21 protein-coding genes and 1 pseudogene are annotated in these 21471 nt (G+C 73.1%); 9 read left to right on the forward strand and 13 right to left on the reverse strand.

Annotated features, from left to right (window positions below; genetic code table 11):
- Positions 1–103 precede the first annotated feature (103 nt).
- Positions 104–637 (forward strand): adenine phosphoribosyltransferase, encoded by a 534-nt coding sequence (locus tag AC3RJ7_RS00680; RefSeq protein WP_491453935.1) that lies wholly within the window; start codon positions 104–106, stop codon positions 635–637.
- A gap of 3 nt (positions 638–640) precedes the next feature.
- On the opposite strand, the gene AC3RJ7_RS00685 is transcribed toward AC3RJ7_RS00680, so the two are convergent.
- The gene (locus AC3RJ7_RS00685) at positions 641–2239 is read right to left on the reverse strand and encodes an AMP-binding protein (protein WP_491453936.1); all 1599 of its coding nucleotides are present in this window, start codon (positions 2237–2239) and stop codon (positions 641–643) included.
- Between the two features lie 137 nt (positions 2240–2376).
- On the opposite strand from AC3RJ7_RS00685, the gene AC3RJ7_RS00690 reads away from it, so the two are divergent.
- Both AC3RJ7_RS00690 and AC3RJ7_RS00695 read left to right on the forward strand, forming a co-directional pair.
- On the forward strand, positions 2377–2805 hold the full coding sequence (locus AC3RJ7_RS00690; RefSeq protein ID WP_491453937.1) for a Fur family transcriptional regulator: 429 nt from the start codon (positions 2377–2379) through the stop codon (positions 2803–2805).
- A 136-nt stretch (positions 2806–2941) separates the two neighbouring features.
- On the forward strand, positions 2942–4411 hold the full coding sequence (locus tag AC3RJ7_RS00695; protein WP_491453938.1) for a catalase: 1470 nt from the start codon (positions 2942–2944) through the stop codon (positions 4409–4411).
- A gap of 99 nt (positions 4412–4510) precedes the next feature.
- On the opposite strand, the gene AC3RJ7_RS00700 is transcribed toward AC3RJ7_RS00695, so the two are convergent.
- Together AC3RJ7_RS00700 and AC3RJ7_RS00705 are read right to left on the reverse strand one after the other, a co-directional pair.
- Entirely contained in the window at positions 4511–6079 is a 1569-nt protein-coding gene (locus AC3RJ7_RS00700) for a glycerol-3-phosphate dehydrogenase/oxidase (RefSeq protein WP_491453939.1), read from the reverse strand.
- Between the two features lie 56 nt (positions 6080–6135).
- Entirely contained in the window at positions 6136–6732 is a 597-nt protein-coding gene (locus AC3RJ7_RS00705) for a TetR/AcrR family transcriptional regulator (protein WP_491453940.1), read from the reverse strand.
- 20 nt (positions 6733–6752) lie between these two features.
- On the opposite strand from AC3RJ7_RS00705, the gene AC3RJ7_RS00710 reads away from it, so the two are divergent.
- The 3 genes from AC3RJ7_RS00710 to AC3RJ7_RS00720 are packed head-to-tail and all read left to right on the forward strand — an operon-like array spanning position 6753 to position 11219.
- Positions 6753–8558, forward strand: coding sequence for an FAD-binding oxidoreductase (locus tag AC3RJ7_RS00710; RefSeq protein WP_491453941.1), 1806 nt, complete (start codon positions 6753–6755; stop codon positions 8556–8558).
- Between the two features lies 1 nt (position 8559).
- Positions 8560–9573, forward strand: a complete 1014-nt coding sequence (locus AC3RJ7_RS00715) for a diacylglycerol kinase (RefSeq protein WP_491453942.1) — start codon at positions 8560–8562, stop codon at positions 9571–9573.
- Complete coding sequence (locus AC3RJ7_RS00720; RefSeq protein WP_491453943.1) at positions 9570–11219, forward strand: GMC oxidoreductase; 1650 nt, start codon at positions 9570–9572, stop codon at positions 11217–11219. Before AC3RJ7_RS00715 ends, AC3RJ7_RS00720 begins: the two co-directional genes overlap by 4 nt.
- 63 nt (positions 11220–11282) lie before the next feature.
- Here the strand turns inward: AC3RJ7_RS00720 and AC3RJ7_RS00725 are convergent, their stop codons facing one another.
- Entirely contained in the window at positions 11283–11828 is a 546-nt protein-coding gene (locus tag AC3RJ7_RS00725) for an OsmC family protein (protein WP_491453944.1), read from the reverse strand.
- A 142-nt stretch (positions 11829–11970) separates the two neighbouring features.
- On the opposite strand from AC3RJ7_RS00725, the gene AC3RJ7_RS00730 reads away from it, so the two are divergent.
- Positions 11971–12705, forward strand: coding sequence for a flavodoxin family protein (locus tag AC3RJ7_RS00730; RefSeq protein ID WP_491453945.1), 735 nt, complete (start codon positions 11971–11973; stop codon positions 12703–12705).
- Positions 12706–12751: 46 nt separating this feature from the next.
- On the forward strand, positions 12752–13237 hold the full coding sequence (locus AC3RJ7_RS00735; protein WP_491453946.1) for a hypothetical protein: 486 nt from the start codon (positions 12752–12754) through the stop codon (positions 13235–13237).
- Between the two features lie 16 nt (positions 13238–13253).
- On the opposite strand, the gene AC3RJ7_RS00740 is transcribed toward AC3RJ7_RS00735, so the two are convergent.
- The 5 genes and pseudogenes from AC3RJ7_RS00740 to purS all read right to left on the reverse strand — a co-directional run.
- A complete protein-coding gene (locus AC3RJ7_RS00740) occupies positions 13254–13769 on the reverse strand; it encodes a tetratricopeptide repeat protein (protein ID WP_491453947.1) in 516 nt (171 codons plus the stop codon).
- Positions 13770–14145: 376 nt separating this feature from the next.
- Positions 14146–14409, reverse strand: a complete 264-nt coding sequence (locus AC3RJ7_RS00745) for a DUF559 domain-containing protein (protein WP_491453948.1) — start codon at positions 14407–14409, stop codon at positions 14146–14148.
- Positions 14406–15071 (reverse strand): hypothetical protein, encoded by a 666-nt coding sequence (locus AC3RJ7_RS00750; protein WP_491453949.1) that lies wholly within the window; start codon positions 15069–15071, stop codon positions 14406–14408. Before AC3RJ7_RS00750 ends, AC3RJ7_RS00745 begins: the two co-directional genes overlap by 4 nt.
- 748 nt (positions 15072–15819) lie before the next feature.
- On the reverse strand, positions 15820–16518 hold the full coding sequence (purQ, locus tag AC3RJ7_RS00755) for a phosphoribosylformylglycinamidine synthase subunit PurQ (RefSeq protein WP_491453950.1): 699 nt from the start codon (positions 16516–16518) through the stop codon (positions 15820–15822).
- 113 nt (positions 16519–16631) lie between these two features.
- Positions 16632–16865, reverse strand: a pseudogene (purS, locus tag AC3RJ7_RS00760) (phosphoribosylformylglycinamidine synthase subunit PurS); the annotation flags it as partial.
- A gap of 142 nt (positions 16866–17007) precedes the next feature.
- On the opposite strand from purS, the gene AC3RJ7_RS00765 reads away from it, so the two are divergent.
- The gene (locus tag AC3RJ7_RS00765; RefSeq protein ID WP_491453951.1) at positions 17008–17424 is read left to right on the forward strand and encodes a DUF1304 family protein; all 417 of its coding nucleotides are present in this window, start codon (positions 17008–17010) and stop codon (positions 17422–17424) included.
- Between the two features lie 52 nt (positions 17425–17476).
- Here AC3RJ7_RS00765 and AC3RJ7_RS00770 read toward each other — a convergent pair whose 3' ends face one another.
- The 4 genes from AC3RJ7_RS00770 to kynA form a co-directional block, all read right to left on the reverse strand.
- Positions 17477–17872 carry a hypothetical protein gene (locus AC3RJ7_RS00770; RefSeq protein ID WP_491453952.1) on the reverse strand — a complete coding sequence of 132 codons (396 nt, stop codon included), beginning with the start codon at positions 17870–17872 and terminating at the stop codon, positions 17477–17479.
- Positions 17873–18093: 221 nt separating this feature from the next.
- Positions 18094–19317: a kynureninase gene (locus tag AC3RJ7_RS00775; protein ID WP_491455203.1), complete on the reverse strand. Its 1224-nt coding sequence runs from the start codon at positions 19315–19317 to the stop codon at positions 18094–18096.
- 32 nt (positions 19318–19349) lie between these two features.
- Positions 19350–20363 (reverse strand): amidohydrolase family protein, encoded by a 1014-nt coding sequence (locus tag AC3RJ7_RS00780; RefSeq protein ID WP_491453953.1) that lies wholly within the window; start codon positions 20361–20363, stop codon positions 19350–19352.
- 3 nt (positions 20364–20366) lie between these two features.
- A complete protein-coding gene (gene kynA / locus AC3RJ7_RS00785) occupies positions 20367–21245 on the reverse strand; it encodes a tryptophan 2,3-dioxygenase (RefSeq protein WP_491453954.1) in 879 nt (292 codons plus the stop codon).
- Positions 21246–21471 lie beyond the last annotated feature (226 nt).

Genomic DNA, 21471 nt, shown 5'->3' on the forward strand with positions numbered 1-21471 from the left:
AGACATCGGGGGATGCTTCCATGTTCGCAAGGCCGGATGGCTCGCGGCATCCGTCGAAGGTTTGAAGTCGGTTCGCCCGGGCCTGCCGGAGTAGGCTGCCACGGTGAACCAGCCGGATACCCGTGCCCTCGTCGAGTCGCGCCTCGCCGTCATCCCCGACTTCCCCGAGCCGGGCGTGCTGTTCCGCGACCTCACGCCGGTCTTCGCCGACGGCGAGGCGTTCCACGCGCTCGCCGAGGCGCTCACCGAGCCCTTCGCGGGCACGTTCGACGTGCTCGCCGGCGTCGAGGCGCGCGGGTTCCTGCTCGCGGCGGCCGCGTCGGTCGCGGCCGGGGTCGGCGTGCTGCCGGTGCGCAAGGCGGGCAAGCTGCCCCGCGCCGTGCTGACCGAGGAGTACGCGCTCGAGTACGGCTCGGCCGCGCTCGAGGTGCACGAGGGCGAGCTGCCGCCCGGCACCCGGGTGCTCGTCGTCGATGACGTGCTCGCGACGGGCGGCACCGTGGGCGCCGCGGCACGACTGATCGAACGGGCCGGATGGCGCGTGGCGGGCGTCTCGGTCGCGATCGAGCTCGCCGACCTGGGCGGGCGCGCCGCCCTGCCGTCGGACCTCGAGGTCTTCAGCCTGCTGCAGTACTGAGCGTCAGGCGGTCGCCGCGGCCTCGCGCGCCCGCAGGTCCTTGCGCAGGATCTTGCCCGACGCCGACTTCGGCACCTGCTCGATGAACTCGACGACGCGCACCTTCTCGTGCGGGGCGACGTGGGCGGCGACGTGCTCCATGACCCCGGAGGCGTCGAGCGAGGCGCCCTGCTGCAGCACCACGAACGCCTTCGGCACCTCCTGCCCGTCGTCGTCGAGCACGCCGATGACGGCGGCGTCGGCGATCGCCGGGTGCTCGAGCAGCACGGCCTCGAGCACGGCCGGCGCGACCTGGTAGCCCTTGTACTTGATGAGCTCCTTCAGCCGGTCGACGATGCGGTAGACGCCGTCGGCGGTCACGGTCGCGATGTCGCCCGTGTGCAGCCAGCCGTCGGCGTCGAGCATCTCGGCGGTCGCGTCGGGCCGGCCGAGGTACCCGGCCATGACCTGCGGGCCCCTGATCCAGATCTCGCCGGGTTCGCTCGCCTCGTCGGGCGAACCCGGCACCGCGACATCCTCGCCGGTCTCGACGTCGACGATGCGCGCCTCGGTGTTCGCGAGCAGCAGCCCGATGGTCGAGCGGTCGAGGTCGGGGCGCTCGACGGGGATGACGTGCGTCACCGGGCTCGTCTCGGTCATTCCGTAGCCCTGGCAGACCGTGCAGTCGAGGCGTTCGGCGACGAGCTCGGCGAGGGCGCCGTCGAGCGGCGCTGCCCCCGAGAACACGACCTTCACGCTCGACAGGTCGTACTGGTCGACGAGCGGATGCTTCGCGAGGGCGACCGCGATGGGCGGGGCGATGAACACCCACGTCGTGCGGTGCTCGCTCACGACGCGCAGGAACTCGACGAGGTCGAACTTCGGCATCGTCACGAGGCTCGCGCGCTGGCGGATCGCGAAGTTGAGCAGCACCGTCATGCCGTAGATGTGGAAGAACGGCAGCACGGCGAGCACGCGGTCGTCGTCGTGCAGGTCGATCGAGTCCTGGCACTGCGCGACGTTCGCGACGAGGTTGCGGTGGGTGAGCATGACCCCCTTGGGGCGCCCGGTCGTGCCCGACGAGTACGGCAGCACGGCGAGGTGGGTCGCGGGGTCGAAGCTCACCTCGGGAGCGGGTCGGCCTTCGCCGAGGAGGTCGGTGAGCGAGGGATGCCCCGGGGCGCCGTCGAGCACGATGATCTGCTCGTCGGGGATGACGAGGCGCTCGGCCGCGGCGACCGCGCCGGGCAGCAACGGGCTCACGGTGACGATCCAGCGGGCCCCGGCGTCGCGCAGCTGGTTCTCGATCTCGGCCGGGGTGTACAGCGAGTTGATCGTCGTCGCCGTCGCACCCGCCCGAAGGATGCCGTGGAACACGATCGCGAACGCGGGCACGTTCGGGCACAGCACCGCGACGGTGTCGCCCACGCCGACCCCGCGCGTCGCGAGCGCCCCGGCGAAGAGCTCGATACGGCCGATGAGCTGTCGGTAGGTCGTCTCCTGCCCGCTCGTGCCGTCGATGAGGGCGACCGCATCGAGCCGCGCCTCGTCGAGCTCGCCGAAGAGGTAGTCGAAGACCGATGCGTTCGGGATGTCGATCTCGGGGCGGGTGCTCGTGGCCATGCGATCTCCTTCGATCACGTTCGTGCGCGCCGGTCGTCGTCGACCGGGCGTGGCACTCATCCTGCTTCACGGTGCGCGTGAGCGGAAGTGCCCGTGTGTTGTTTTGAATGATTCAAGACAACTGCTAGCGTGAGGGCATGACCTCGACGACGGCTTCCGAGCGGTTGCGTGCGGCCGGCCTGAAAGCCACCGCGCCGCGCGCGGCCGTGCTCGACGTGCTCTCGAGCCCCGGTCACCTCGACGCAGAGACGGTGTTCGAGCGCGTGCGCGGCGACCTGCCGACGACGTCGCTGCAGGCGGTCTACGGCGTGCTCGCCGCGCTCACGGGCGCGGGGCTCGTGCGCCGCATCGAGCCGGCCGGGTCGCCCGCCCTCTACGAGGGGCGCGCGGGCGACAACCACCACCACCTCGTCTGCACGAGCTGCCACATCGTCGCCGACGTCGACTGCGTCGTCGGCGAACCGCCCTGCCTCGAACCGAGCGACGCGGGCGGCTTCGCGATCCACACCGCCGAGGTCACCTTCTGGGGCCTCTGCGCGAACTGCCGATCGGAGCCGGCGGCCTAGCCCGCGGCATCCGACCCCACCGCTTCCGCCGGCCCTACCCGGCGGAAGGCGACCGTGCGCCCTCGGGCGCGCGCTCGTCGCCGCGCCCTGCCGCGGCATCGTCACCCGCACGCCAACCGACCAGAAGGACGAACGCATGACGAACCACACGACCACCCAGACCGGCACGCCCGTCGCGAGCGACGCGCACTCGCTCACCGTCGGCGCCGACGGCGCGACGGTGCTGCACGACCGCTACCTCGTCGAGAAGCTCGCGCAGTTCAACCGCGAGCGCATCCCCGAGCGCATCGTGCACGCGAAGGGCGGCGGCGCGTTCGGCCGCTTCCGGGCCACGGCGGACGTCTCGCACTACACCCGCGCGGCCCTCTTCCAGCCGGGTGCCGAGGTCGAGACGCTGCTGCGCTTCTCGTCGGTCGCCGGCGAGCAGGGCTCGCCCGACACCTGGCGCGACGTGCGCGGCTTCTCGCTGAAGTTCTACACTCCCGAGGGCAACTACGACCTCGTCGGCAACAACACCCCGGTGTTCTTCATCCGCGATGCCATCAAGTTCCCCGACTTCATCCACTCGCAGAAGCGCCTGCCGGGCTCGGGCCTGCGCGACGCCGACATGCAGTGGGACTTCTGGACCCTCTCGCCCGAGTCGGCGCACCAGGTGACCTACCTCATGGGCGACCGCGGCCTGCCGAAGTCGTGGCGCGAGATGCACGGCTTCGGCTCGCACACCTACCAGTGGATCAACGCCGAGGGCGAGCGGTTCTGGGTGAAGTACCACTTCCGCTCGCGGCAGGGCGACCTGCACCTCGACGCGGCGACCGCCGAGGCGATCGCCGGGGCGGACGCCGACCACTACCGCCGCGACCTGTACGACGCGATCGACCGCGGCGAGTTCCCGCAGTGGGACCTGTTCGTGCAGGTCATGCCGTACGAGGAGGCGAAGGCCTACCGGTTCAACCCGTTCGACCTCACGAAGGTGTGGCCGCATGCCGACTACCCCCTCATCGAGGTCGGCGTGCTCACGCTCGACCGCAACCCGCAGAACTTCTTCGCGGAGATCGAGCAGGCGGCGTTCTCGCCCGCGAACACGGTGCCGGGCATCGGCATCAGCCCCGACAAGATGCTCATGGCGCGCGTCTTCAGCTACCCCGACGCGCAGCGCTACCGGGTGGGCACGAACTACAACCAGCTGCCCGTGAACGCGCCGCACGCCGCACCCGTCGCGAACTACTCGCAGGACGGCGCGCAGCGCCACCACTACAACGCGCCGTCGGTGCCGGTCTACGCGCCGAACTCGTTCGGCGGGCCGAGCGCTTCTGCCGAAGCCGCCGGCGAGGGCTCGTGGGAGGGCGACGGCGAGCTCGTGCGCACCGCGTACACGCTGCGCGCCGACGACAGCGACTTCGGCCAGGCCGGCACGCTCTACCGCGACGTCTACTCGGCCGACGCGAAGGAGCGCCTGCAGGCGACCCTGCTCGGCCAGGCCCAGGCGATCACGATCGACGAGATCCGCGAGCGCTTCTTCCAGTACTGGACGAACGTCGACGCGGGGCTCGGCGGGGCGCTGCGCGCCGCGTATGCCACGGCCGCCGAGGACGGCGCGGCCGCGTAACCCGCGTCACTGCGAACACGATGGCGGATGCCTCGGGGCCGGCCCCGAGGCATCCGCTTCGTCGTGCGTGGGGGCGCTGCGCGTCTACTCGACCGGCGGTCAGGGCCGGGAGGCGGCCGCGGCGACGAGCTCGGCGACCGCGTCGTGCGCGCGCTCGCGATCGGCGGCGACGAGGCCGATGCGGGTGCGGCGGTCGAGCACGTCGTCGACGTCGAGCGCGCCCTCGGCGCGCACCGCGAACTCGATCTCGGCGCGCGTGACGTCGATCCCGTCGGCGACGGGGGCGGCGGGCCGGTCGCAGCGGGCGAGGGCGAGCACCGTGGATGCCTCGGCGCCGAAGCGCGCCGTGAGCGAGGCGGGCGCACCGCCGACGTCGACGGCCGCCCGTCGGGTCGACACGTCTCCGGCGCCGGCCGCGGCGAACGGCACCGCCGAGCCCGGCGCGCCGACGAGCGCGAGCTCGGCCGTGCGGCATCCATGGTCGGGCAGGCCTGCGTGCCGGCAGGCGAGGTCGACCGCGTCGCGGGCCATCGCGCGGTACGTCGTGAGCTTGCCGCCGAGCACGTTGACGAGGCCGGTGTCCGACACGGCGACGTGGTGCCGGCGCGAGATGTCGGCGGTGCCGCCGTCGCCGGCACCCGTGTCGATGAGGGGGCGCAGGCCCGCGAAGGCGCCGAGGACGTCGCCGCGGCCGAGGGGCCGCTCGAGCGCCGACGAGAGCGTGCGCAGCAGGAAGTCGATCTCGTCGTCGTGCGGTTGCGGCACGTCGGGGATCGGACCGGGCGCCTCCTCGTCGGTGAGCCCGACGACGACCCGGCCGAGCTGCTGCGGCAGGGCGAAGACGAAGCGGCTGACCGAACCGGGGTGCGGCACGGTGAGGGCGGCCGCCGGGTGGCCGAGCGCGGCGGCGTCGAGCACGAGGTGGGTGCCGCGGCTCGGACGCATGCGGATGCCGGGGTCGAGCTCGCCGGCCCAGACGCCGGCGGCGTTCACGACGACCCGGGCGCGCACGCGCAGCGATCCGCCCGTGACGGCGTCGGCGAGGGTCGCCCCGTCGGCCGCGGCATCCGACACCCGCACCCTGGTGAGGACTGTCGCACCGTACGCGGCCGCGGTGCGGGCGAGGGCGACGACGAGCCGGGCGTCGTCGACGAGCTGCCCGTCGTGCGAGAGCATGCCGCCCCGCAGGCCCTCGCGCCGCAGCGCCGGTGCGAGCCGCAGCGCCTCGTCGCGACCGACCTGGCGCGGGTGGGCGAGCACGCTCGCGGGCGTCCGCGCGAGCATGCGCAGGCCGTCGCCGAGCGCGAGCCCGACGCGGCCCGTCGTGCGCTGCTTCGCCGAGACCGAGGGGGTGAACGGCAGCAGCTGCGGCAGGCTGCGCACGAGGTGCGGAGCGACGCGCGTCATGAGCAGGTGCCGCTCGACGGCGCTCTCGCGGGCGACCGCGACGTCGCCCGTCGCGAGGTAGCGCAGGCCGCCGTGCACGAGCTTCGAGCTCCACCGGCTCGTGCCGAATGCGAGGTCGTGCGCCTCGGCGAGCACCACCGACAGCCCGCGGCTCGCGGCGTCGAGGGCGACGCCGGTGCCCGTGACCCCGCCGCCGATGACGAGCAGGTCGACGGGCTCGGTGCGGTGGGCGAGCTCGTCGAGCGCACGCGCTCGCCGCACCGCGTCGAGCGCAGACGGGTGCTCGGGCGCCGGTGCGGGGCCGGATGCGGATCGGGTCAGGGACGCAGGTGTCCGTCGAGGGCATGCCAAAGTTCGTTGCTCCAATGCGGCTCGTCGATGAGGGCGGAGACGGTGTCGTGCGAGAGGATCGCCGACTGGGCGATGAGCAGCAGCATGACCGCGAGGTCGCCGGGCGCGCCCTCGCGCACGGTGCCGCCGCGCTGGGCCTCGGCGATCGCGGCCGAGATCCACCGCAGGATGACGCGCTGGCTCGTGCCGATGCGCTGCAGCGTGTAGCGGGTGAAGACCTCGGGCTCGCGTTCGAGGAGCCGGCCGTAGAGCGGGTCGGCGCGGAACAGGTCGGCGAACCGCAGCACGTCGCGCACGATCTCGTCGCGAGAGGTCGCGGGCTCGGGGAACTGCTCGATGAGCGCCACGGTCGCCCGCACGAGGGCCGCCCGGACGATCTCGTCGGCGCTCGCCCACCGGCGGTAGACCGTCGGACGGCTCACGCCGGCGTTGCGAGCGACCTCGGCGACGGTGACCCCGCCCACGCCGCGAGCGGAGATCAGCTCGGCCGCCGCGTCGAGCATGCGCGTCTCGGTCTCGTCCCAGACGGGACGGTCGACCTCGAGCGCTTGACGATCTTCCATGATGTGTCACACTGTAACGCATGGTCGATGAAGACGGCACTGCCCCCGTTCCGCCCGGTCCCGAGGCATCCGCCCCGATGCGGTGGGACGGCCAAGGGGCTGACACGGTGAGACCCCGCGAGGTGCCCGCCCCGATGCGGTGGAACGGTTGGGGAGACCCCGCGAAGGCGAAGGAGCTTCCGCTCGCGGTGCGCGCCCTGCTGCCGATGGTGCTCGGGCGCGTGCAGAAGCCCGAGCCGGCCGTCGCACTCGACGACGTCGAGCTCGCCGCGTCGCGTCTCGGCGACGACGATCGTGCCGCGCTCGCCGCGATCGTCGGCGACGCGCACCTCGCACTCGACGACGAGGCGCGCATCCGGCACTCGGGCGGCCGGTCGACCCCCGACCTGCTGCGCCGTCGCGCACGCCGCCAAGACGCACCCGACGGCGTGGTGAGCCCCGCCGACCACGACGAGGTCGCCCGGCTGCTCGGCGTCGCCGGCGAGCGCGACCTCGCGGTCGTGCCCTTCGGCGGCGGCACGAGCGTCGTCGGCGGGCTCGACCCCGAGCGCGGCGCGCACCGCGCGGTCGTCGCCGTCGATCTGCGGCGGCTGACGGGGCTCGTCTCCCTCGACGAGACGAGCGGCGAGGCCGTGCTGCTGGCCGGAACGACCGGTCCGGAGGCCGAAGCGCTGCTGGGCGCGAAGGGTTTCGAGCTCGGCCACTTCCCGCAGAGCTTCAGGTACGCGACCCTCGGCGGTTTCGCCGCCGCCCGCTCGTCGGGCCAGAACTCGGCCGGCAACGGCCGGTTCGACGCGATGGTGACCGGACTCCGCATCGCGACCCCGACCGGCGAGCTCGAACTCGGCCGGGCCCCCGGCTCGGCCGCCGGACCCGACCTGCTGCGGCTGTTCCTCGGTTCGGAGGGCGCATTCGGCATCATCACCGAGGTGCGGCTGCGAGTGCACCCCCTGCCTGCGGTGCGCCTCAGCGAGGCATGGACCTTCCCCGACTTCGCGACCGGCGTCGACGCCCTGCGCCGGGTCGCACAGCTCGGCACCGGACCCACCGTCATCCGGCTCTCCGACGAGGCCGAAACGGGGATCGCACTCGCCCAGGTCGGGCGCATCGGCAAGGCGCTCGCGAAGGGTGCGAGCGCGGTCACCGTCTTCGAGGGCGACGCCGAGCTCGCCGCCGAACGGCAGGCGCGCACGGCGAAGGTGCTGCGCGAGGCGGGCGGCACGTCCACCGGCCCGGATGCCGCGGAGGAATGGGTGCACGGGCGCTTCAACGCCCCCTACCTGCGCGACGCGCTGCTCGACCATGGCGTCTTCTGCGAGACCCTCGAGACCGCGACGACCTGGTCGAATCTCGCACGGCTCAAGCGCGAGGTCACCGCGGCCATCACCGACGGCTTCTCGGCACAGCACGCCAAGTCGCTCGTGCTGTGCCACGTGTCGCACGTCTACCCGACCGGCGCCGCCCTCTACTTCACGATCATCGCAGGCGTGAAGGGCGACCAGCTGGCCGCCTGGCAGCCGGTGAAGTCCGCCGCGAACGACGCGATCCTCGCGGGCGGCGGCACCATCAGCCACCACCACGGCGTGGGCCGCGATCATGCGGCCTGGCTCGAACGCGAGATCGGGCCGGTGGGCGTGCGCCTGCTCCGCGCGGTGAAGGCCGAGCTCGACCCGACCGGCGTCATGAACCCCGGCGCGCTCGTCGTCGCCGAGGCGGCGACTGCCGCGTCGACAGCTGCCGCGCCGACCGCCGCGCCGACCGTTGCCCCACCGGCCGCCCCAGCGCCGGCCGTCGCTGCCGCCCGTTCCGAACCCGGGAGCCGCTGACATGACCGGTCACATCGCCGTGCTCGTGAATCCGAGCTCGGGCCGCGGCCGTGGCGCCGATGCGGCCGCCCGCGCCGTCGAACGCCTCCAGGAGCTCGACGCCCGGGTGCAGGTCTTCGCCGGCGACTCGGTCGACGACACCCGCCGGCTCGCCCGTGAGGCCGTCGTCGGCCGTCCGCGGGCGCTCGTGGTCGTCGGCGGCGACGGCACCCTCTCGTCGGTGCTCGACGCGGTGGTCGGTTCGGGGGTGCCGATCGCGCTCGTGCCCGCGGGCACCGGCAACGACCTCGCCCGCGCCCTTGGGCTGCCCTTCGGCGGCCCCGAGGCCGCGGCGGCGGCCGCCGCGCTGGCCGTGCACGGCTCGCCGCGGACGATCGACATCGGCGAGGTCGAATCCGCGTCGGGCACCACCCGCTTCCTCACCGTCGCCGCGCTCGGGTTCGACGCGAACGTCGCGGAGCGCACCAACCTGCTGCGCTGGCCCCGCGGCCGGGCCCGCTACTACCTGGCGCTGCTCATCGAGCTCGCCCGTCTCCGACCGGTGCCGTTCGAGTTCGCCGTGGACGGCGCCCCGCGCACCGCCGCACCCGGCACGCTCATCGCCGTCGGCAGCACGCGCAGCTACGGCGGCGGCATGCCCGTGTGCCCGGCCGCCGACCCCGCCGACGGGCTGCTCGACGTCACCCACGTCGGACCGCTCGGGCGTGCGAAGCTCGTGCGGCTCTTCCCGCTGCTGCTGCGCGGCACCCATGTCGACCGCCCCGAGGTGACCACCGCTCGCGGGGCCGAGGTCGAGGTCGACGCCCCCGGACTCCTCGTCTACGCCGACGGCGAGCGCATCGGCTCCGGGCGGGTGCGGATCCGCGTCGTCCGCGACGCGCTCACGGTGCTCGTGCCGGAGACGACCGACGCCCGAGCCCCCGAGGCCGAGGCCCCCGAAGCCCAGGCGCCCGAAGCCCAGGCGCCCGAAGCCCAGGCGCCGGCGAGCACGGCCGACCCCGAGGCATCCGCATGACCGGGTTCGATCACGACGTCGTCATCGTCGGCTCGGGCTTCGGCGGGTCGGTCGCGGCGCTCCGCCTCTCGGCGAAGGGCTACCGCGTGCACGTCTACGAAGCCGGCCGCCGCTTCGCCGACGACGACTTCGCGAAGACCTCGTGGAACGTGCGCCGCTACCTCTGGGCGCCCGCGCTCGGCTGCTTCGGGGTGCAGCGGATCCATCGGCTGCCGCACGTCATGATCCTCGCCGGCGCGGGCGTCGGCGGGGGATCGCTCAACTACGCCAACACGCTCTACGAACCAGGTCCCGCGTTCTTCGCCGACCCGCAGTGGGCCGCGCTCGCCGACTGGCGCGCCGAGCTCGCACCGCATTACGCGACCGCGAAGCGCATGCTCGGCGTCGTCGAGGAGTATCCGCACACCGGGCCCGTCGAGCGCATCATGGAGGGCGCCGCGAACGACCTCGGTGTCGGCGGCACGTTCCGGCGGGCGCCCGTCGGGGTGTTCTTCGGCGCTCCGGGCGAGACCGTGCCCGACCCGTTCTTCAACGGCGAGGGCCCCGACCGCACGGGCTGCACGCTCTGCGGCAACTGCATGGTCGGCTGCCGCGTCGGTGCGAAGAACACGCTCGCGAAGAACTACCTCGCCCTCGCCGAGCGGCTGGGCGCCGCGATCGAGCCGCTGCGCACCGTCGTCGACGTGCGGCCGAGGGCGGGCGGCGGCTACGACGTCACGACCGCGCGCAGCGGCGCGTGGTTCGGCCGAGACCGCCGCACCGCGAGCGCCGAGCAGGTGGTGTTCGCCGCCGGGACGTGGGGCACGCAACAACTGCTGCACCGCATGAAGGACTCGGGGGCGTTGCCGGGGCTCTCCGACGCGCTCGGCCGGCTCACCCGCACGAACTCCGAGGCGCTCGACGGCGCCGTCGCGGTGTCGGTGCCGGAGGGGCTCGAGCTCGCCCGCGGCGTCGCGATCACGACCTCCTTCCACGTCGACGAACGCACCCACGTGGAGAACGTGCGGTACGGGCCCGGGTCGAACCTCATGGGTGCGCTCGCGACGGGGCTCGTGCCGGGCGACCGGTCGATCGGGGCGCGGCTCGGCGCCCTGATCGGCGGCGCGCTGCGGCATCCCCTCACCGCACTCAGGCTCGGGTCCCTGCGGCGCTGGAGCGAGCGCGGCATCATCGCCCTGGTCATGCAGACCGCCGACAACTCGCTCACCCTCTCGCTGCGGCGTCGCTTCGGGCGCCGGGTGCTCACGAGCGCGCAGGGCGAGGGCGAGCCCAATCCGAGCCACCTGCCCGGCGCCCACCTCGCGGCGCAGGCGATCGCCGCGCGCATGCAGGCGGCGGGCGGCGTGCACACCGAGGCCCGCGGCTCGTGGCCCGAGGTGTTCGGCATCCCGCTGACGGCGCACTTCCTCGGCGGCGCGGTCGTGTCGGGATCGCCCGAGCGCGGCGTCGTCGACCCGTACCACCGGGTCTGGGGCTACCCCGGGCTGCACGTCGTCGATGGGGCCGCGATGCCTGCGAACCCCGGGGTGAACCCCTCGCTCACGATCACCGCGATGGCCGAGCGGGCCCTGTCGCACTGGCCGCGCCGCAGCGCGGCCGACGACCGGCCGACGCAGGAGGAGCTGCGGAAGCGCGTCGCAGGGTGAGCTTCGGCCCCCGGATGCCACGACCGGGGCCCGTGCGCGACGCACGGGCCCCGAACCATGTGATCAGACCAGCGACACCGTCGTCGGCACCGGATTCTGGAAGAGATCGAGCACCGGGCAGTGCGCGTCGACCGCGGCCTGGAGTTCGGCGTACCGTTCGGCCGACTCGGGGCCGCGCAGCTTCACGTGCAGGCGTACCGCCGAGAACCCGGCGCGGCCCGACTCGTCGATGCCGAAGAGCTTGCGCACGTCGAGGTCGCCCTCGGCGTCGATCTCGACGTCGTCGAGCGCGATGCCGAGCGCCTGCGCGTACAGGCGGTAGACCACGACCTGGCACGAGATGAGTGCGCCGAGGGCGAACTCGACCGGGCTCGCGGCGAGGTCGTCTCCCGCGAGCGCAGCCGGCTCGTCCACGAGGAAGCGGTGCTTGCCCGCGGTGATCTCGGTCGCGACCGAGCCCGTGGCACGGCCCGAGACGCGGTACGAGAGCTGCGCCGAGCTCGGAGCGGCGGCGATGCGCTCGCTCCACGCGGTGCCGGCCTCGGTGAGGCGGGCGGAACGGTCGGCGGCGAGATCGGTCGTGGCGGGGGAATCGTCGATGAGGGTCATGCCGCGAGCGTAGGTGCGGAGCTCGACCCCTCGTGAGCCCCGCCGTCACGCCCCGAAATGCACGGTCACACGGAGAAACGGACCAGCTCGCGCATCCGCGACCACCTGTCGGCGGCGCCGGCACGCGAGTAGCATCGCGCGCATGGCCGAGCTGCCGGATTTCAGCGACCTGCGAGCCCTCTTCGTCAACTGCACGCTCAAGCGAAGTCCCGAGGTGAGCAACACCCAGGGGCTCATGGACGCGAGCATCGCACTCATGCGCGAGCACGACGTGCACGTCGACACCCTGCGATTCGTCGACCTGGATGTCGCGACCGGCGTCTACCCCGACATGCGCGAGCACGGCTGGGAGCACGACGCCTGGCCCGACGAGGTGTGGCCCCTCCTCGAGGCCGCCGACATCCTCGTGGTGGGCGGACCGATCTGGCTCGGCGACAACTCCTCGATCACGAAGAAATTCATCGAGCGCATCTACGCGATGAGCGGGCTCTTCAACGACCGGGGCCAGTACGTGTACTACGGCAAGGTCGGCGGGGCGGTCATCACCGGCAACGAGGACGGCATCAAGCACTGCGCCCAGAACATCCTGTACAGCCTGCAGCACGTCGGCTACACGATCCCCCCGGGCGCCGACGCCGGCTGGATCGGCGAGGCCGGCCCCGGCCCGAGCTACCTCGACCCCGGCTCGGGCGGGCCCGAGAACGACTTCACCAACCGCAACACGACGTTCATGACGTACAACCTGCTGCACCTCGCGAGACTCCTGAAGAACGCGGGCGGGTTCCCCGTCGGCGGCAACATCCGCGCCGAATGGAACGCGGGGGAGCACTACGGCTTCGAGGTCAACCCGTACGACGAGAACCCCGAGTACCGGTGAGCGGCGCGGTCGAATAGGCGCAGTGGTGGTCGGACGGGATGACGCGATGAGAGCGGCCGGCTGCGCCGTCGCCGCGCTCGCGCTGCTCCTGGCGGGGTGCACCGGCACGGGCGGCGACGCCGTCGGGCCGGCCGAGAGCGCGGCGCCGGGCGACGAGCCCGCCGGGTCGACCGGGAGCGCGGGGGCGGGCGGCGACGACGCCGGGCCGGTTCAGGAGGCGGGCGGGACGACCCTGCTCGCCGCGGCTGCGGAACCCGAAGCGGTGATGCACGCGATCGTCGCCGGAACGGTCACCCTGACCTCCGAGGGTTGCCTCGTGCTCGACGGCGGCGACGTCGTGCACCCGCTGCAGTTCCCGTTCGGCACGCGCCTCGCCCCCGACGGGCGGAGCGCCGAGGTGCCGGGACTCGGCGCGGTGCGGGTCGGCGACGCGATTCGCGGCGGGGGAGGCTATGTCGAGGCCGACGCGGTACCCGTAGCGTGCCGGGTCGACGACGCGCTGGCCGTCTGGCAGACCGTCATCGAGGAGTGAGCCCCGCGACCGCAGGTCAGCCCCGGCGGTCGCGCTCGGCGAGGAACGCCGCATTGCCGCGGAGCGCCGCCTCGTAGCGCAGCAGTTCGTCGGTGCGCACCCGGTCGGCCACGAGCTCGAGCATGATCGCGAACGCGGCGTCGGGCCGGCCCGCCTCGTGCAGGCTCGTCGCGTGCCACACCTTCAGCGAGTCGGCGTCGGGGAACCGGGCGCGGGCGCGCTCGAGCACCGCGAGCGACTCGTCGAGCCGGCCGAGGTTGCGCAGCGTGCTGCCGTACTGCAGCAGGCACCGGCGCAGCGCGTCGCCGTCGAGGCCCGCGGCCATCGCCCGCTCGTAGTAGCCGGCCGCGGTCTGCTCCTCGCCCGCCGTGTCGTAGGCGCCGCCGACCTCGTAGAGCACCTCGGGCTCATCGGGATGCTCGGCGAGCACCTCGAGGAACGCATCGATGGTGGGCTGCATGTTCGCCCGGTCGCGCGCCGAGAAGATCTCGGCGAGTCGGGCGCTGAGTGCGGGCGGCGTGGGGCGAGGCATCCGGCCAGTCTGCCGCACCCTCGCTTCGCGCTCATCGACTCGCCGAAAAGTGCGGCTCGCGCCGACCTGAAGCGCAGTTCCTGGCGACTCGCGCGCGGCGCCCACTCGCCCGGGCTCGCGCCCGGACGCGGCGGCGCACCCACCCGCCCGCACGCGGCGCGCGCACCCACCCGCCCGACGCGCACCCACCCGCCCGACGCGCACCCACCCGCCCGACGCGCGCGGGCGCGCCCACCCGCCGGGACGCGGCGCGCGCACCCACCCGCCCGGACGGCGAGTCGCCGAAAGGTGCTGTTCGCGTGGCGCCGAGCCGCACATTTTGGCGACTCGCGTGCGGGCGGCGCGGCGTCGGGGACGGCCCACCCGGATTCCGCGCTCAGCGCCGGCGGGCGTCGGCGAGCGCTCGCGCGACCCGAGCGACCGTCTCGTCCGGGTCGCGGAAGAGGCCGTGCGATCGGACTCGCACCACGAGCCATCCGGCCTCGTGCAACCGGTCGAACCGGGCGATGTCGCGCTCGTACTGCCGGATGCTCGTGCGGTGATGGTCGCCGTCGTACTCGATGGCGATGCGCAGATCGGGATACGCGAGGTCGACCCGGGCGATGAAGCGGCCGTCGGCGGTCGTGACCACGTGATTCACGAGCGGTTCGGGAAGCCCGCGCGGACGAGGAGCAGGCGGAGGAGCGTTTCTGGCCGCGACTCGGCGCCGACCCTGACGAGGCCGGCGGCCTCGACCGCGAGCCGGTTGCCGCGACCGCGGAACCCCAGCGCCGCATGACGCAGCTCGTCGAGCGGCGCGAACGGGCGCGGGTCGTACGGATCGAGCACCACCGGGTCGAGCACGAGGTGATCACCGGCGGCGACGAGGTCGTCGAGTGCGAGGTGGGTCGAGAGTCGCAGCCAGGTCGCGACCGGGCCGGCGACCGGGAGCCCGTCGCGCACGACGATCGCCGCGCCGTCGGGCCGGAGTTCGTGTCCGATCACGCCGCGCGTTCGCGGCGGTCGCTGCGGGGCGAACACGGAGACGTGCAGCGGCGCGCTCGGGTCGAACCTCGCCGGCATCGGAACGCCCCACAGCCGTGCGGCCGTGTCGTGGCTGAAGAACTGCCCGGGCTGCAGTCGCGGCAGATAGGTGCGGCAGTGCGCCACGATATCGGATGCCTCGGTCAGCGCCCGAACTCCGTGGAAGGGGCGCAGCAGGTCGGGCCCGCGGAGGCGGCCCGCACCGAGGCCCGCGCGGAGGCCCTCCGCCGTCGTGAAGGCGCGCCGGCCCAGCTCGTCGGGGATGGGCACGCGGGGCATCCCGACACTCTGGCGCACCTGCCGTGCGGGCGTCGCCCGTCATCCACAGGTGCGCTGTGGCGGTGCCGGGCCTGATCGGGTCGGGCGGGTCGGGTCGGGCCGAGTCGGGCGGCTCGGGCGGGTCGGGTCGGGTCGAGGCGCCGTGTCGCCGAAAAGTGCGCTTCGCGGCCCGTGCAGCAGCATCTTCTGGCGACTCGGTGAGCGGAGATGCCTGGGTCGGGGGTCCGGTGCGCGCGAAGTCGCGCGAGATGGCGGCGAGTCGCCGAAAAGTGCGCTTCGCGGCCCGTGCAGCAGCATCTTCTGGCGACTCGGCGAGCGGAGTCGCCTGGATCGGGGACCCGGTGCACGCGAAGTCGCGCGAGATGGCGCCGTGTCGCCGAAAGGTGCGCTTCGCCGCCCGTGCAGCAGCATCTTCTGGCGACTCGGTGAGCGGAGATGCCTGGGTCGGGGGTCCGGTGCGCGCGAAGTCGCGCGAGACGGCGGCGAGTCGCCGAAAAGTGCGCTTCGCGGCCCGTGCAGCAGCATCTTCTGGCGACTCGGCGAGCGGAGTCGCCTGGATCGGGGACCCGGTGCGCGCGAAGTCGCGCGAGACGGCGCCGAGTCGCCGAGAAGTGCGCTTCGGCTCGCGCAGGACAGCACCTTTTGGCGACTCGACTCGACTCGACTCGGCGCGGCGCGGCGCGCCGCGGCGCTCGCAGCTCATTGCAGCGCGGTCGCGCAGGGCCGCGCGGCCGCGACCGCGCGGGGTTTACGCCTCGACGAGGGCGCGCTTGACGACGCTCGTGAAGAAGCCGAGCCCGTCGACGCCCGAACGCATCGCGGCCGCGGTGTCGGGGCCGAAGCCCGGCTCGACCGCGTGCTCGGGGTGGGGCATGAGGCCGACGACGTTGCCGCGCGCGTTCGAGATGCCCGCGATGTCGCGCAGCGACCCGTTCGGGTTCACGTCGACGTAGCGGAAGACCACGCGGCCCTCGCCCTCGAGCCGGTCGAGCGTCTCGTCGGAGGCGATGAACCCGCCCTCGCCGTTCTTCAGCGGGATCGTGATCTGCTGGCCGGCCTCGAACTCCGAAGTCCAGTCGGTCGACGCGTTCTCGACCGTGAGCACCTGGTCGCGGCAGATGAACGAGCCGTGGTCGTTGCGGATGAGCCCGCCCTCGAGCAGGCCCGCCTCGGTGAGCATCTGGAAGCCGTTGCAGATGCCGAGCACCGGCATGCCGGCGTTCGCCGCGTCGACGACCTCGGTCATGATCGGCGAGAGCGAGGCGATCGCGCCGCAGCGCAGGTAGTCGCCGTAGCTGAAGCCGCCGGGAAGGATGAGCCCGTCGACGCCCTCGAGGTCGTGCGAGCCGTGCCAGAGCGCGACGGGCTCGCCGCCCGCGAGCCGAACCGCGCGCTGCGCGTCGCGGTCGTCGAGCGAGCCGGGGAAGGTGATGACGCCGATACGCATGCGAGCCCCGCCGTTCAGTGGGTCTCGCCGGCCGGCGCGCCGAAGCCGTCGCCCGCGACCGTGCCGGCCTCGGCCGCCTCTTCGGCGAGCTCGACGTTGGTCACCTCGTAGTGGATGCCCACGACGTCTTCGATGACCTGGTTCGAGAGGATCTCCTCGGCGATGCGCTGCACGTCGGCGCGCAGCGCGTCGTCGACCGGTCCGTCGACGGTGAGTTCGAAGCGCTTGCCGATGCGCACGCCGCTGAATCCGGTGTGGCCCGTGCGGGCGAGGGCGCCGGCGACGGCCTTCCCCTGGGGGTCGAGCAGTTCGGCCTTGGGCATCACGTCGACGACGATGGTGGGCACCGCGGTTCTCCGTCCGGTGTCGAGGGTGTGGATGCCTCGATTCTAGCCTGCGGTCGACGGCCTCCCGGGTGCGGGCTGTCCGCACCCCCGGGGCGGGGCGGGCCCCGATGCGGCGGTCGCGTCGGGCGACGAGAATCCGATCATGAATCCCGTCGCACAGGTGCTCGCCGCCCTCGAGGCGCTGACGCTCATCAGCATCGGCGTCCTGGAGTCGTTCTTCTTCCGCAGCCCCGAGCTGTACCCGATCTTCCTCATCGATCCCGACGAGTACGACGCCGTCGCACTGTGGACCCGCAACGTGGGCGTCTACAACATGCTCATGGGCGCCGCGATCGTCGTCGCACTCGTGCTCGTGCACCGGGCGAACGAGATCGCGGGTCGCGCGATCATCCTGACGATCAGCGCGATGCACCTCGTGCTCGGCGTCTCGCTCGTGATCACGGCCCCCGAGCTCTGGCTCTCGGCGGTGTTCGAGTTCGGGATCGCGCTCGCCGTCATCCTCGCGATCGTCGTCGGCGACCGCCGCCGCGCGCCGGCGGCAACGGCCGCAGCGATGTGACGAAGCGGATGCCTCGGCCGATTCGACCCGGCCGAGGCATCCACGTGCGCGCTCAGCGCCGAGCGAGCGCCTTCACCACGAGGCAGATGCCGACGATCACGGCCGCCCCGATCGCGATGACGGTCGCGGGGTGCTCGCGGTAGCGCGCCTTGACGTACGCGACGCCGTCGTCGATCACCTCGCGAGCCTCACCGGCCGCGGCGCTCGCCTGGGCGCCGATCGTCTCGATGGCCCCGGTGGCGGTCTCGCGGACGTCTCGAAGCACGTCGCCGACGGCGTCGGCGACGTGCTCGACCTGGTCGCTCACGTCGTCCAGGCGTTCGTCCGCCTCTTCGGCCAGGTCTCCCGCCAGGTCGCTCGCGCGGTCGGCCGCACGCTCGGCCGCATGCTCGGCGGCGCGACGGGCGGCGACGACCGCCTCGTCGAGGTCTCTCTCGGTTCCGGACATGGGGTCTCCCTTCGCGAGATGATGCGCCATCGTACGCTCGCGGGCTCGGAGCGGCCCGAATCGGGCGAGGGGGTTGCCGCGGCCGTCGCGGCTTGGTATCGCCGCCGAGGGTGAGACCGAGCGCGGCGAGCGAGCGCGCAAGCGACGAGCGAGCGAGTCGGCCGACACGCGCTCGTCGCGAACCCGCGCGCTCGCCGCGTCGAGCTGCTGAGCGAGCGCGCCTACGCCAGCCCGGCCCGCTCGGCGAGCACCTCGCGCAGCGCCTCGCGCGTGAGGTCGAGCCCGCGGTGCACCTCTTCGAAGCTCGTCGAGAGCGGCGAGAGGCCGATGCGCAGGCCGCCCGGGTCGCGGTAGTCGGGAATCACGTCGCGTTGCCACAGGCGGGCGGTGACCTCGCGCATCGCGTCGTGGTGCAGGGTGACGTGGCCGCCGCGCTCCTCGGCGTCGACGGGCGAGGCGAGGGTCACGCCGAGCGGCGCGAGCCACTCGTCGGCGAGCGAGATCGCGAACTCGGTCAGGGCGACCGACTTCTCGCGGAGCGCAGGCATCCCGGCCTCCTCGATCATCGCGAGGGTCTCCTCCATCGCGAGCATTCCGACGATCGGGGCGGTGCCGCTCGTGAAGCGGCGGATGTCGGGGACCGGCTCGTACGAAGGCCCCATCATGAACATGTCGGTGTTGCCCCACCAGCCCTGGATCGGCTGCTCGAGCACGCCCTGCAGGTCGTCGCGCACGTAGGCGAACGCGGGCGAGCCGGGGCCGCCGTTGAGGTACTTGTAGGTGCATCCGACGGCGAGGTCGAAGCCCCAGGCGTCGGCCTTCACCTCGACCGATCCCGCCGAGTGGCAGAGGTCCCAGAGGATGAGCGCACCGGCGTCGTGCGCGATGCGGGTGAGCTCGGGCGCATCGGCGAGGTAGGCCGACCGGTAGGCGACGTGCGAGACGACGACGAGCGCGGTCTCGGGGCCGACGGCCTCGGCGAGCTGCTCGGGCGTCACGCCCGACGAGGTGTCGACGTCGATCCAGCGCAGCCGCATGCCCTTCTCGCGGGCGATGCCGTCGACGATGTACCGGTCGGTCGGGAAGTTGTCGGTGTCGATCACGATCTCGCGTCGGTGGGGGTCGCGCGCGAGCTGCGCGTCGACGGCGGCGCGGGCGAGCTTGTACAGCAGCACGGTCGTCGAGTCGCCGATGACGGTCTGGCCCGCCTTCGCCTCGATGACGGCTCTGCCGATGCGGTCGCCGATCTCGGTCGGCAGCTGCAGCCAGGCCTCGTCCCAGCCGCGGATGAGGCGACCGCCCCAGTCCTCCCGCAGGAACCGCTCCACGCGCTCGACGGCCGAGACGGGCGGACGGCCGAGCGAGTTCCCGTCGAAGTAGACGAGGTCGGTCTCGGCGCCGACGAACCGCTTGCGGTAGTGGGCGAGGCCGTCGGCGCGGTCCATCCGGCGGGCGAAGGCGAGGTGCTGGTCGAGGGTCACAGGTACTCCAGGTCTTCGGCGGGAACGACGCACGCGGTCGCCAGCCGGTCGGGCGGGGTTTCGGGGGAGACGCCCGGCAGGGCGGGGTCGGCGGCCGCGACGAACATCGCGATGCCGTCGAGGCCCCAGTCGGCGCGGTGGGCGAGCGGCCACGGGTCGGTCAGGGCGTCGACGAGGTCGGATGCCTCGAGCCCCGCCCGTTCGAGCAGGGCGAGCTCGACAGCGTTCACCCCGATGGGCAGGTCGCCGTTGCCGAGGTCGGTGCCGTACAGCACGCGGCCGCCGGCCGTGCGGAAGCGCGCGAGGTTGTCGATCGCGCACGTGAGCTCGGGGGAGTCGTCGCCGAAGTCGCGGGCGTGGATCGCCAGGGTCGAGATCCACGCCTGATCGCCGGCGACGGCACGCGCGATGAGGGCGTCGTCGAGCCGCTCGGTCCACGGCGTGTGCACGAGGGCGTCGGCGCCCGCCTCGATCGCGAGCTCGGCGCAGCCGGCGCCCTCGGCGTGCACCGCGACCGGCAGGCCGCGCGCGTGCGCGGCGGCGATGATCGCGTCGAGCGTGGGGCGGTCGAAGACGGGACCCGCGTCGGCGTTGAGCACGACCTTCACGACGGATGCCCCGAACGCGTGCTGCTCGTCGACGGCGGCCTCGATCGAACCGGGCAGGGCGGTGTGGTCGATGCCGGCCTCGACGGGCGGCAGCTCTCGCACGCTGCCCTGGGGGCACCACGACCGGTCGGAGGGATAGCCGCCGACGGCGGTGAGGAACGCCCCGGCGTAACGCACGACGGGAAGCCCGTCGCGCGCCGCCCGACCCGCGACGACCGCGGGGTTCGCCCCGAGGTCGACGATGCCCGCGATGCCGCCGGCGACCGCACGCTCGGGGCGCGTCAGCTCGACGTGCACGTGGTGGTCGATGAACGCCGGCAGCGCGACGCCGACCTCGCCCGGGTGCGCGCCGTTCAGCGAGCGCCGGACCGCCCGGCCGAGTCGTTCCTGCGCGTCGCCCATGGGTCAGCCGGGGATCTCGGTGCGGACGGCGTACAGCTCGGGGAAGAACGTGAGCTCGAGCGCGCGCTTGAGGAAGGGGGCGCCGCTCGACCCGCCCGTGCCGGTCTTCGAGCCGATGATGCGTTCGACGGTCTTCAGGTGCCGGAATCGCCAGAGCTGGAAGTTGTCCTCCAGGTCGACGAGCTCCTCGCAGGTCTCGTAGGCCGACCAGTGCTCGTCGGTGTTGCCGTAGATCTCGGCGAAGACGGGCACGAGCTCGGGGGTGAAGGTCCAGGCGAGGGTGACGTCGCGCTCGAGCACGCTCGCCGGGATCGGGTAGCCCGCCCGCGCGAGCAACCGGAGGAACTCGTCGTACAGGCTCGGCGACTCGAGCGCGTGGCGCAGCAGGGCGGTGGCCGCGGCATCCGACTCGAAGATCTGCAGCATCTTCGCGTTCTTGTTGCCGAGCACGAACTCGACCGCGCGGTACTGGAACGACTGGAACCCGCTGGCGTTGCCGAGCACCCCCCGGAACTGCGCGTACTCGGTCGGGGTGAGCGTCGCGAGCACCGACCACTGCTCGGTGAGGGTCTTCTGGATGTGCTTCACCCGCGCGATGCACTTGAGCGCCCGGCCGAGCTCGTCGGCGCGCAGCAGGTCGCGCGCGGTCTCGAGCTCGTGCAGCACGAGCTTTAGCCACAGCTCGGTGGTCTGGTGCTGGATGATGAACAGCAGCTCGTCGTGGTGCTCGGGCTGCGAGATCGGCCGCTGCGCGCTCAGGAGGGTCGGCAGGTCGAGGTAACCGCCGTAGCTCATGCGATCACTGAAATCGGTGACGACCGTGGCCTCGATCGTCCGGGTGTTCGCTGCGACGCCGGTGCCCGCGCCATCGTGTTCAGTCACGCATCAAGACTAAGCGCGCCGGTCGGTCGAGGAGCGACGAAGCCCACCCCCGGTCGGTCGAGGAGCGACGAAACCCACCACCAGGTCGGTCGAGTAGCGACGAAGGAGCGTATCGAGACCACCCGGTCGACCCCCGAACCGACGCGACGGGCGCTCGCCGTAATCTCCCGGCTCGCCCGCCGCGCGGTTGTCCTCCACTCCCCCGTGAAGGAGTGCCGTCCCGTTC

It is taken from the genome of Agromyces solani (genome assembly GCF_058349925.1).

What these genes read in the sequence shown, in the direction of transcription:
- AC3RJ7_RS00685 (WP_491453936.1), bottom strand. Translation starts at nt 2,239, where the DNA reads ATGGCCACGAGCACCCGCCCCGAGATCGACATCCCGAACGCATCGGTC.
- AC3RJ7_RS00690 (WP_491453937.1), top strand. Translation starts at nt 2,377, where the DNA reads ATGACCTCGACGACGGCTTCCGAGCGGTTGCGTGCGGCCGGCCTGAAA.
- AC3RJ7_RS00695 (WP_491453938.1), top strand. Translation starts at nt 2,942, where the DNA reads ATGACGAACCACACGACCACCCAGACCGGCACGCCCGTCGCGAGCGAC.
- AC3RJ7_RS00705 (WP_491453940.1), bottom strand. Translation starts at nt 6,732, where the DNA reads ATGGAAGATCGTCAAGCGCTCGAGGTCGACCGTCCCGTCTGGGACGAG.
- AC3RJ7_RS00710 (WP_491453941.1), top strand. Translation starts at nt 6,753, where the DNA reads ATGGTCGATGAAGACGGCACTGCCCCCGTTCCGCCCGGTCCCGAGGCA.
- AC3RJ7_RS00715 (WP_491453942.1), top strand. Translation starts at nt 8,560, where the DNA reads ATGACCGGTCACATCGCCGTGCTCGTGAATCCGAGCTCGGGCCGCGGC.
- AC3RJ7_RS00720 (WP_491453943.1), top strand. Translation starts at nt 9,570, where the DNA reads ATGACCGGGTTCGATCACGACGTCGTCATCGTCGGCTCGGGCTTCGGC.
- AC3RJ7_RS00725 (WP_491453944.1), bottom strand. Translation starts at nt 11,828, where the DNA reads ATGACCCTCATCGACGATTCCCCCGCCACGACCGATCTCGCCGCCGAC.
- AC3RJ7_RS00730 (WP_491453945.1), top strand. Translation starts at nt 11,971, where the DNA reads ATGGCCGAGCTGCCGGATTTCAGCGACCTGCGAGCCCTCTTCGTCAAC.
- AC3RJ7_RS00735 (WP_491453946.1), top strand. Translation starts at nt 12,752, where the DNA reads ATGAGAGCGGCCGGCTGCGCCGTCGCCGCGCTCGCGCTGCTCCTGGCG.
- AC3RJ7_RS00740 (WP_491453947.1), bottom strand. Translation starts at nt 13,769, where the DNA reads ATGCCTCGCCCCACGCCGCCCGCACTCAGCGCCCGACTCGCCGAGATC.
- AC3RJ7_RS00750 (WP_491453949.1), bottom strand. Translation starts at nt 15,071, where the DNA reads ATGCCCCGCGTGCCCATCCCCGACGAGCTGGGCCGGCGCGCCTTCACG.
- purQ (WP_491453950.1), bottom strand. Translation starts at nt 16,518, where the DNA reads ATGCGTATCGGCGTCATCACCTTCCCCGGCTCGCTCGACGACCGCGAC.
- AC3RJ7_RS00765 (WP_491453951.1), top strand. Translation starts at nt 17,008, where the DNA reads ATGAATCCCGTCGCACAGGTGCTCGCCGCCCTCGAGGCGCTGACGCTC.
- AC3RJ7_RS00770 (WP_491453952.1), bottom strand. Translation starts at nt 17,872, where the DNA reads ATGTCCGGAACCGAGAGAGACCTCGACGAGGCGGTCGTCGCCGCCCGT.
- AC3RJ7_RS00775 (WP_491455203.1), bottom strand. Translation starts at nt 19,317, where the DNA reads ATGGACCGCGCCGACGGCCTCGCCCACTACCGCAAGCGGTTCGTCGGC.
- AC3RJ7_RS00780 (WP_491453953.1), bottom strand. Translation starts at nt 20,363, where the DNA reads ATGGGCGACGCGCAGGAACGACTCGGCCGGGCGGTCCGGCGCTCGCTG.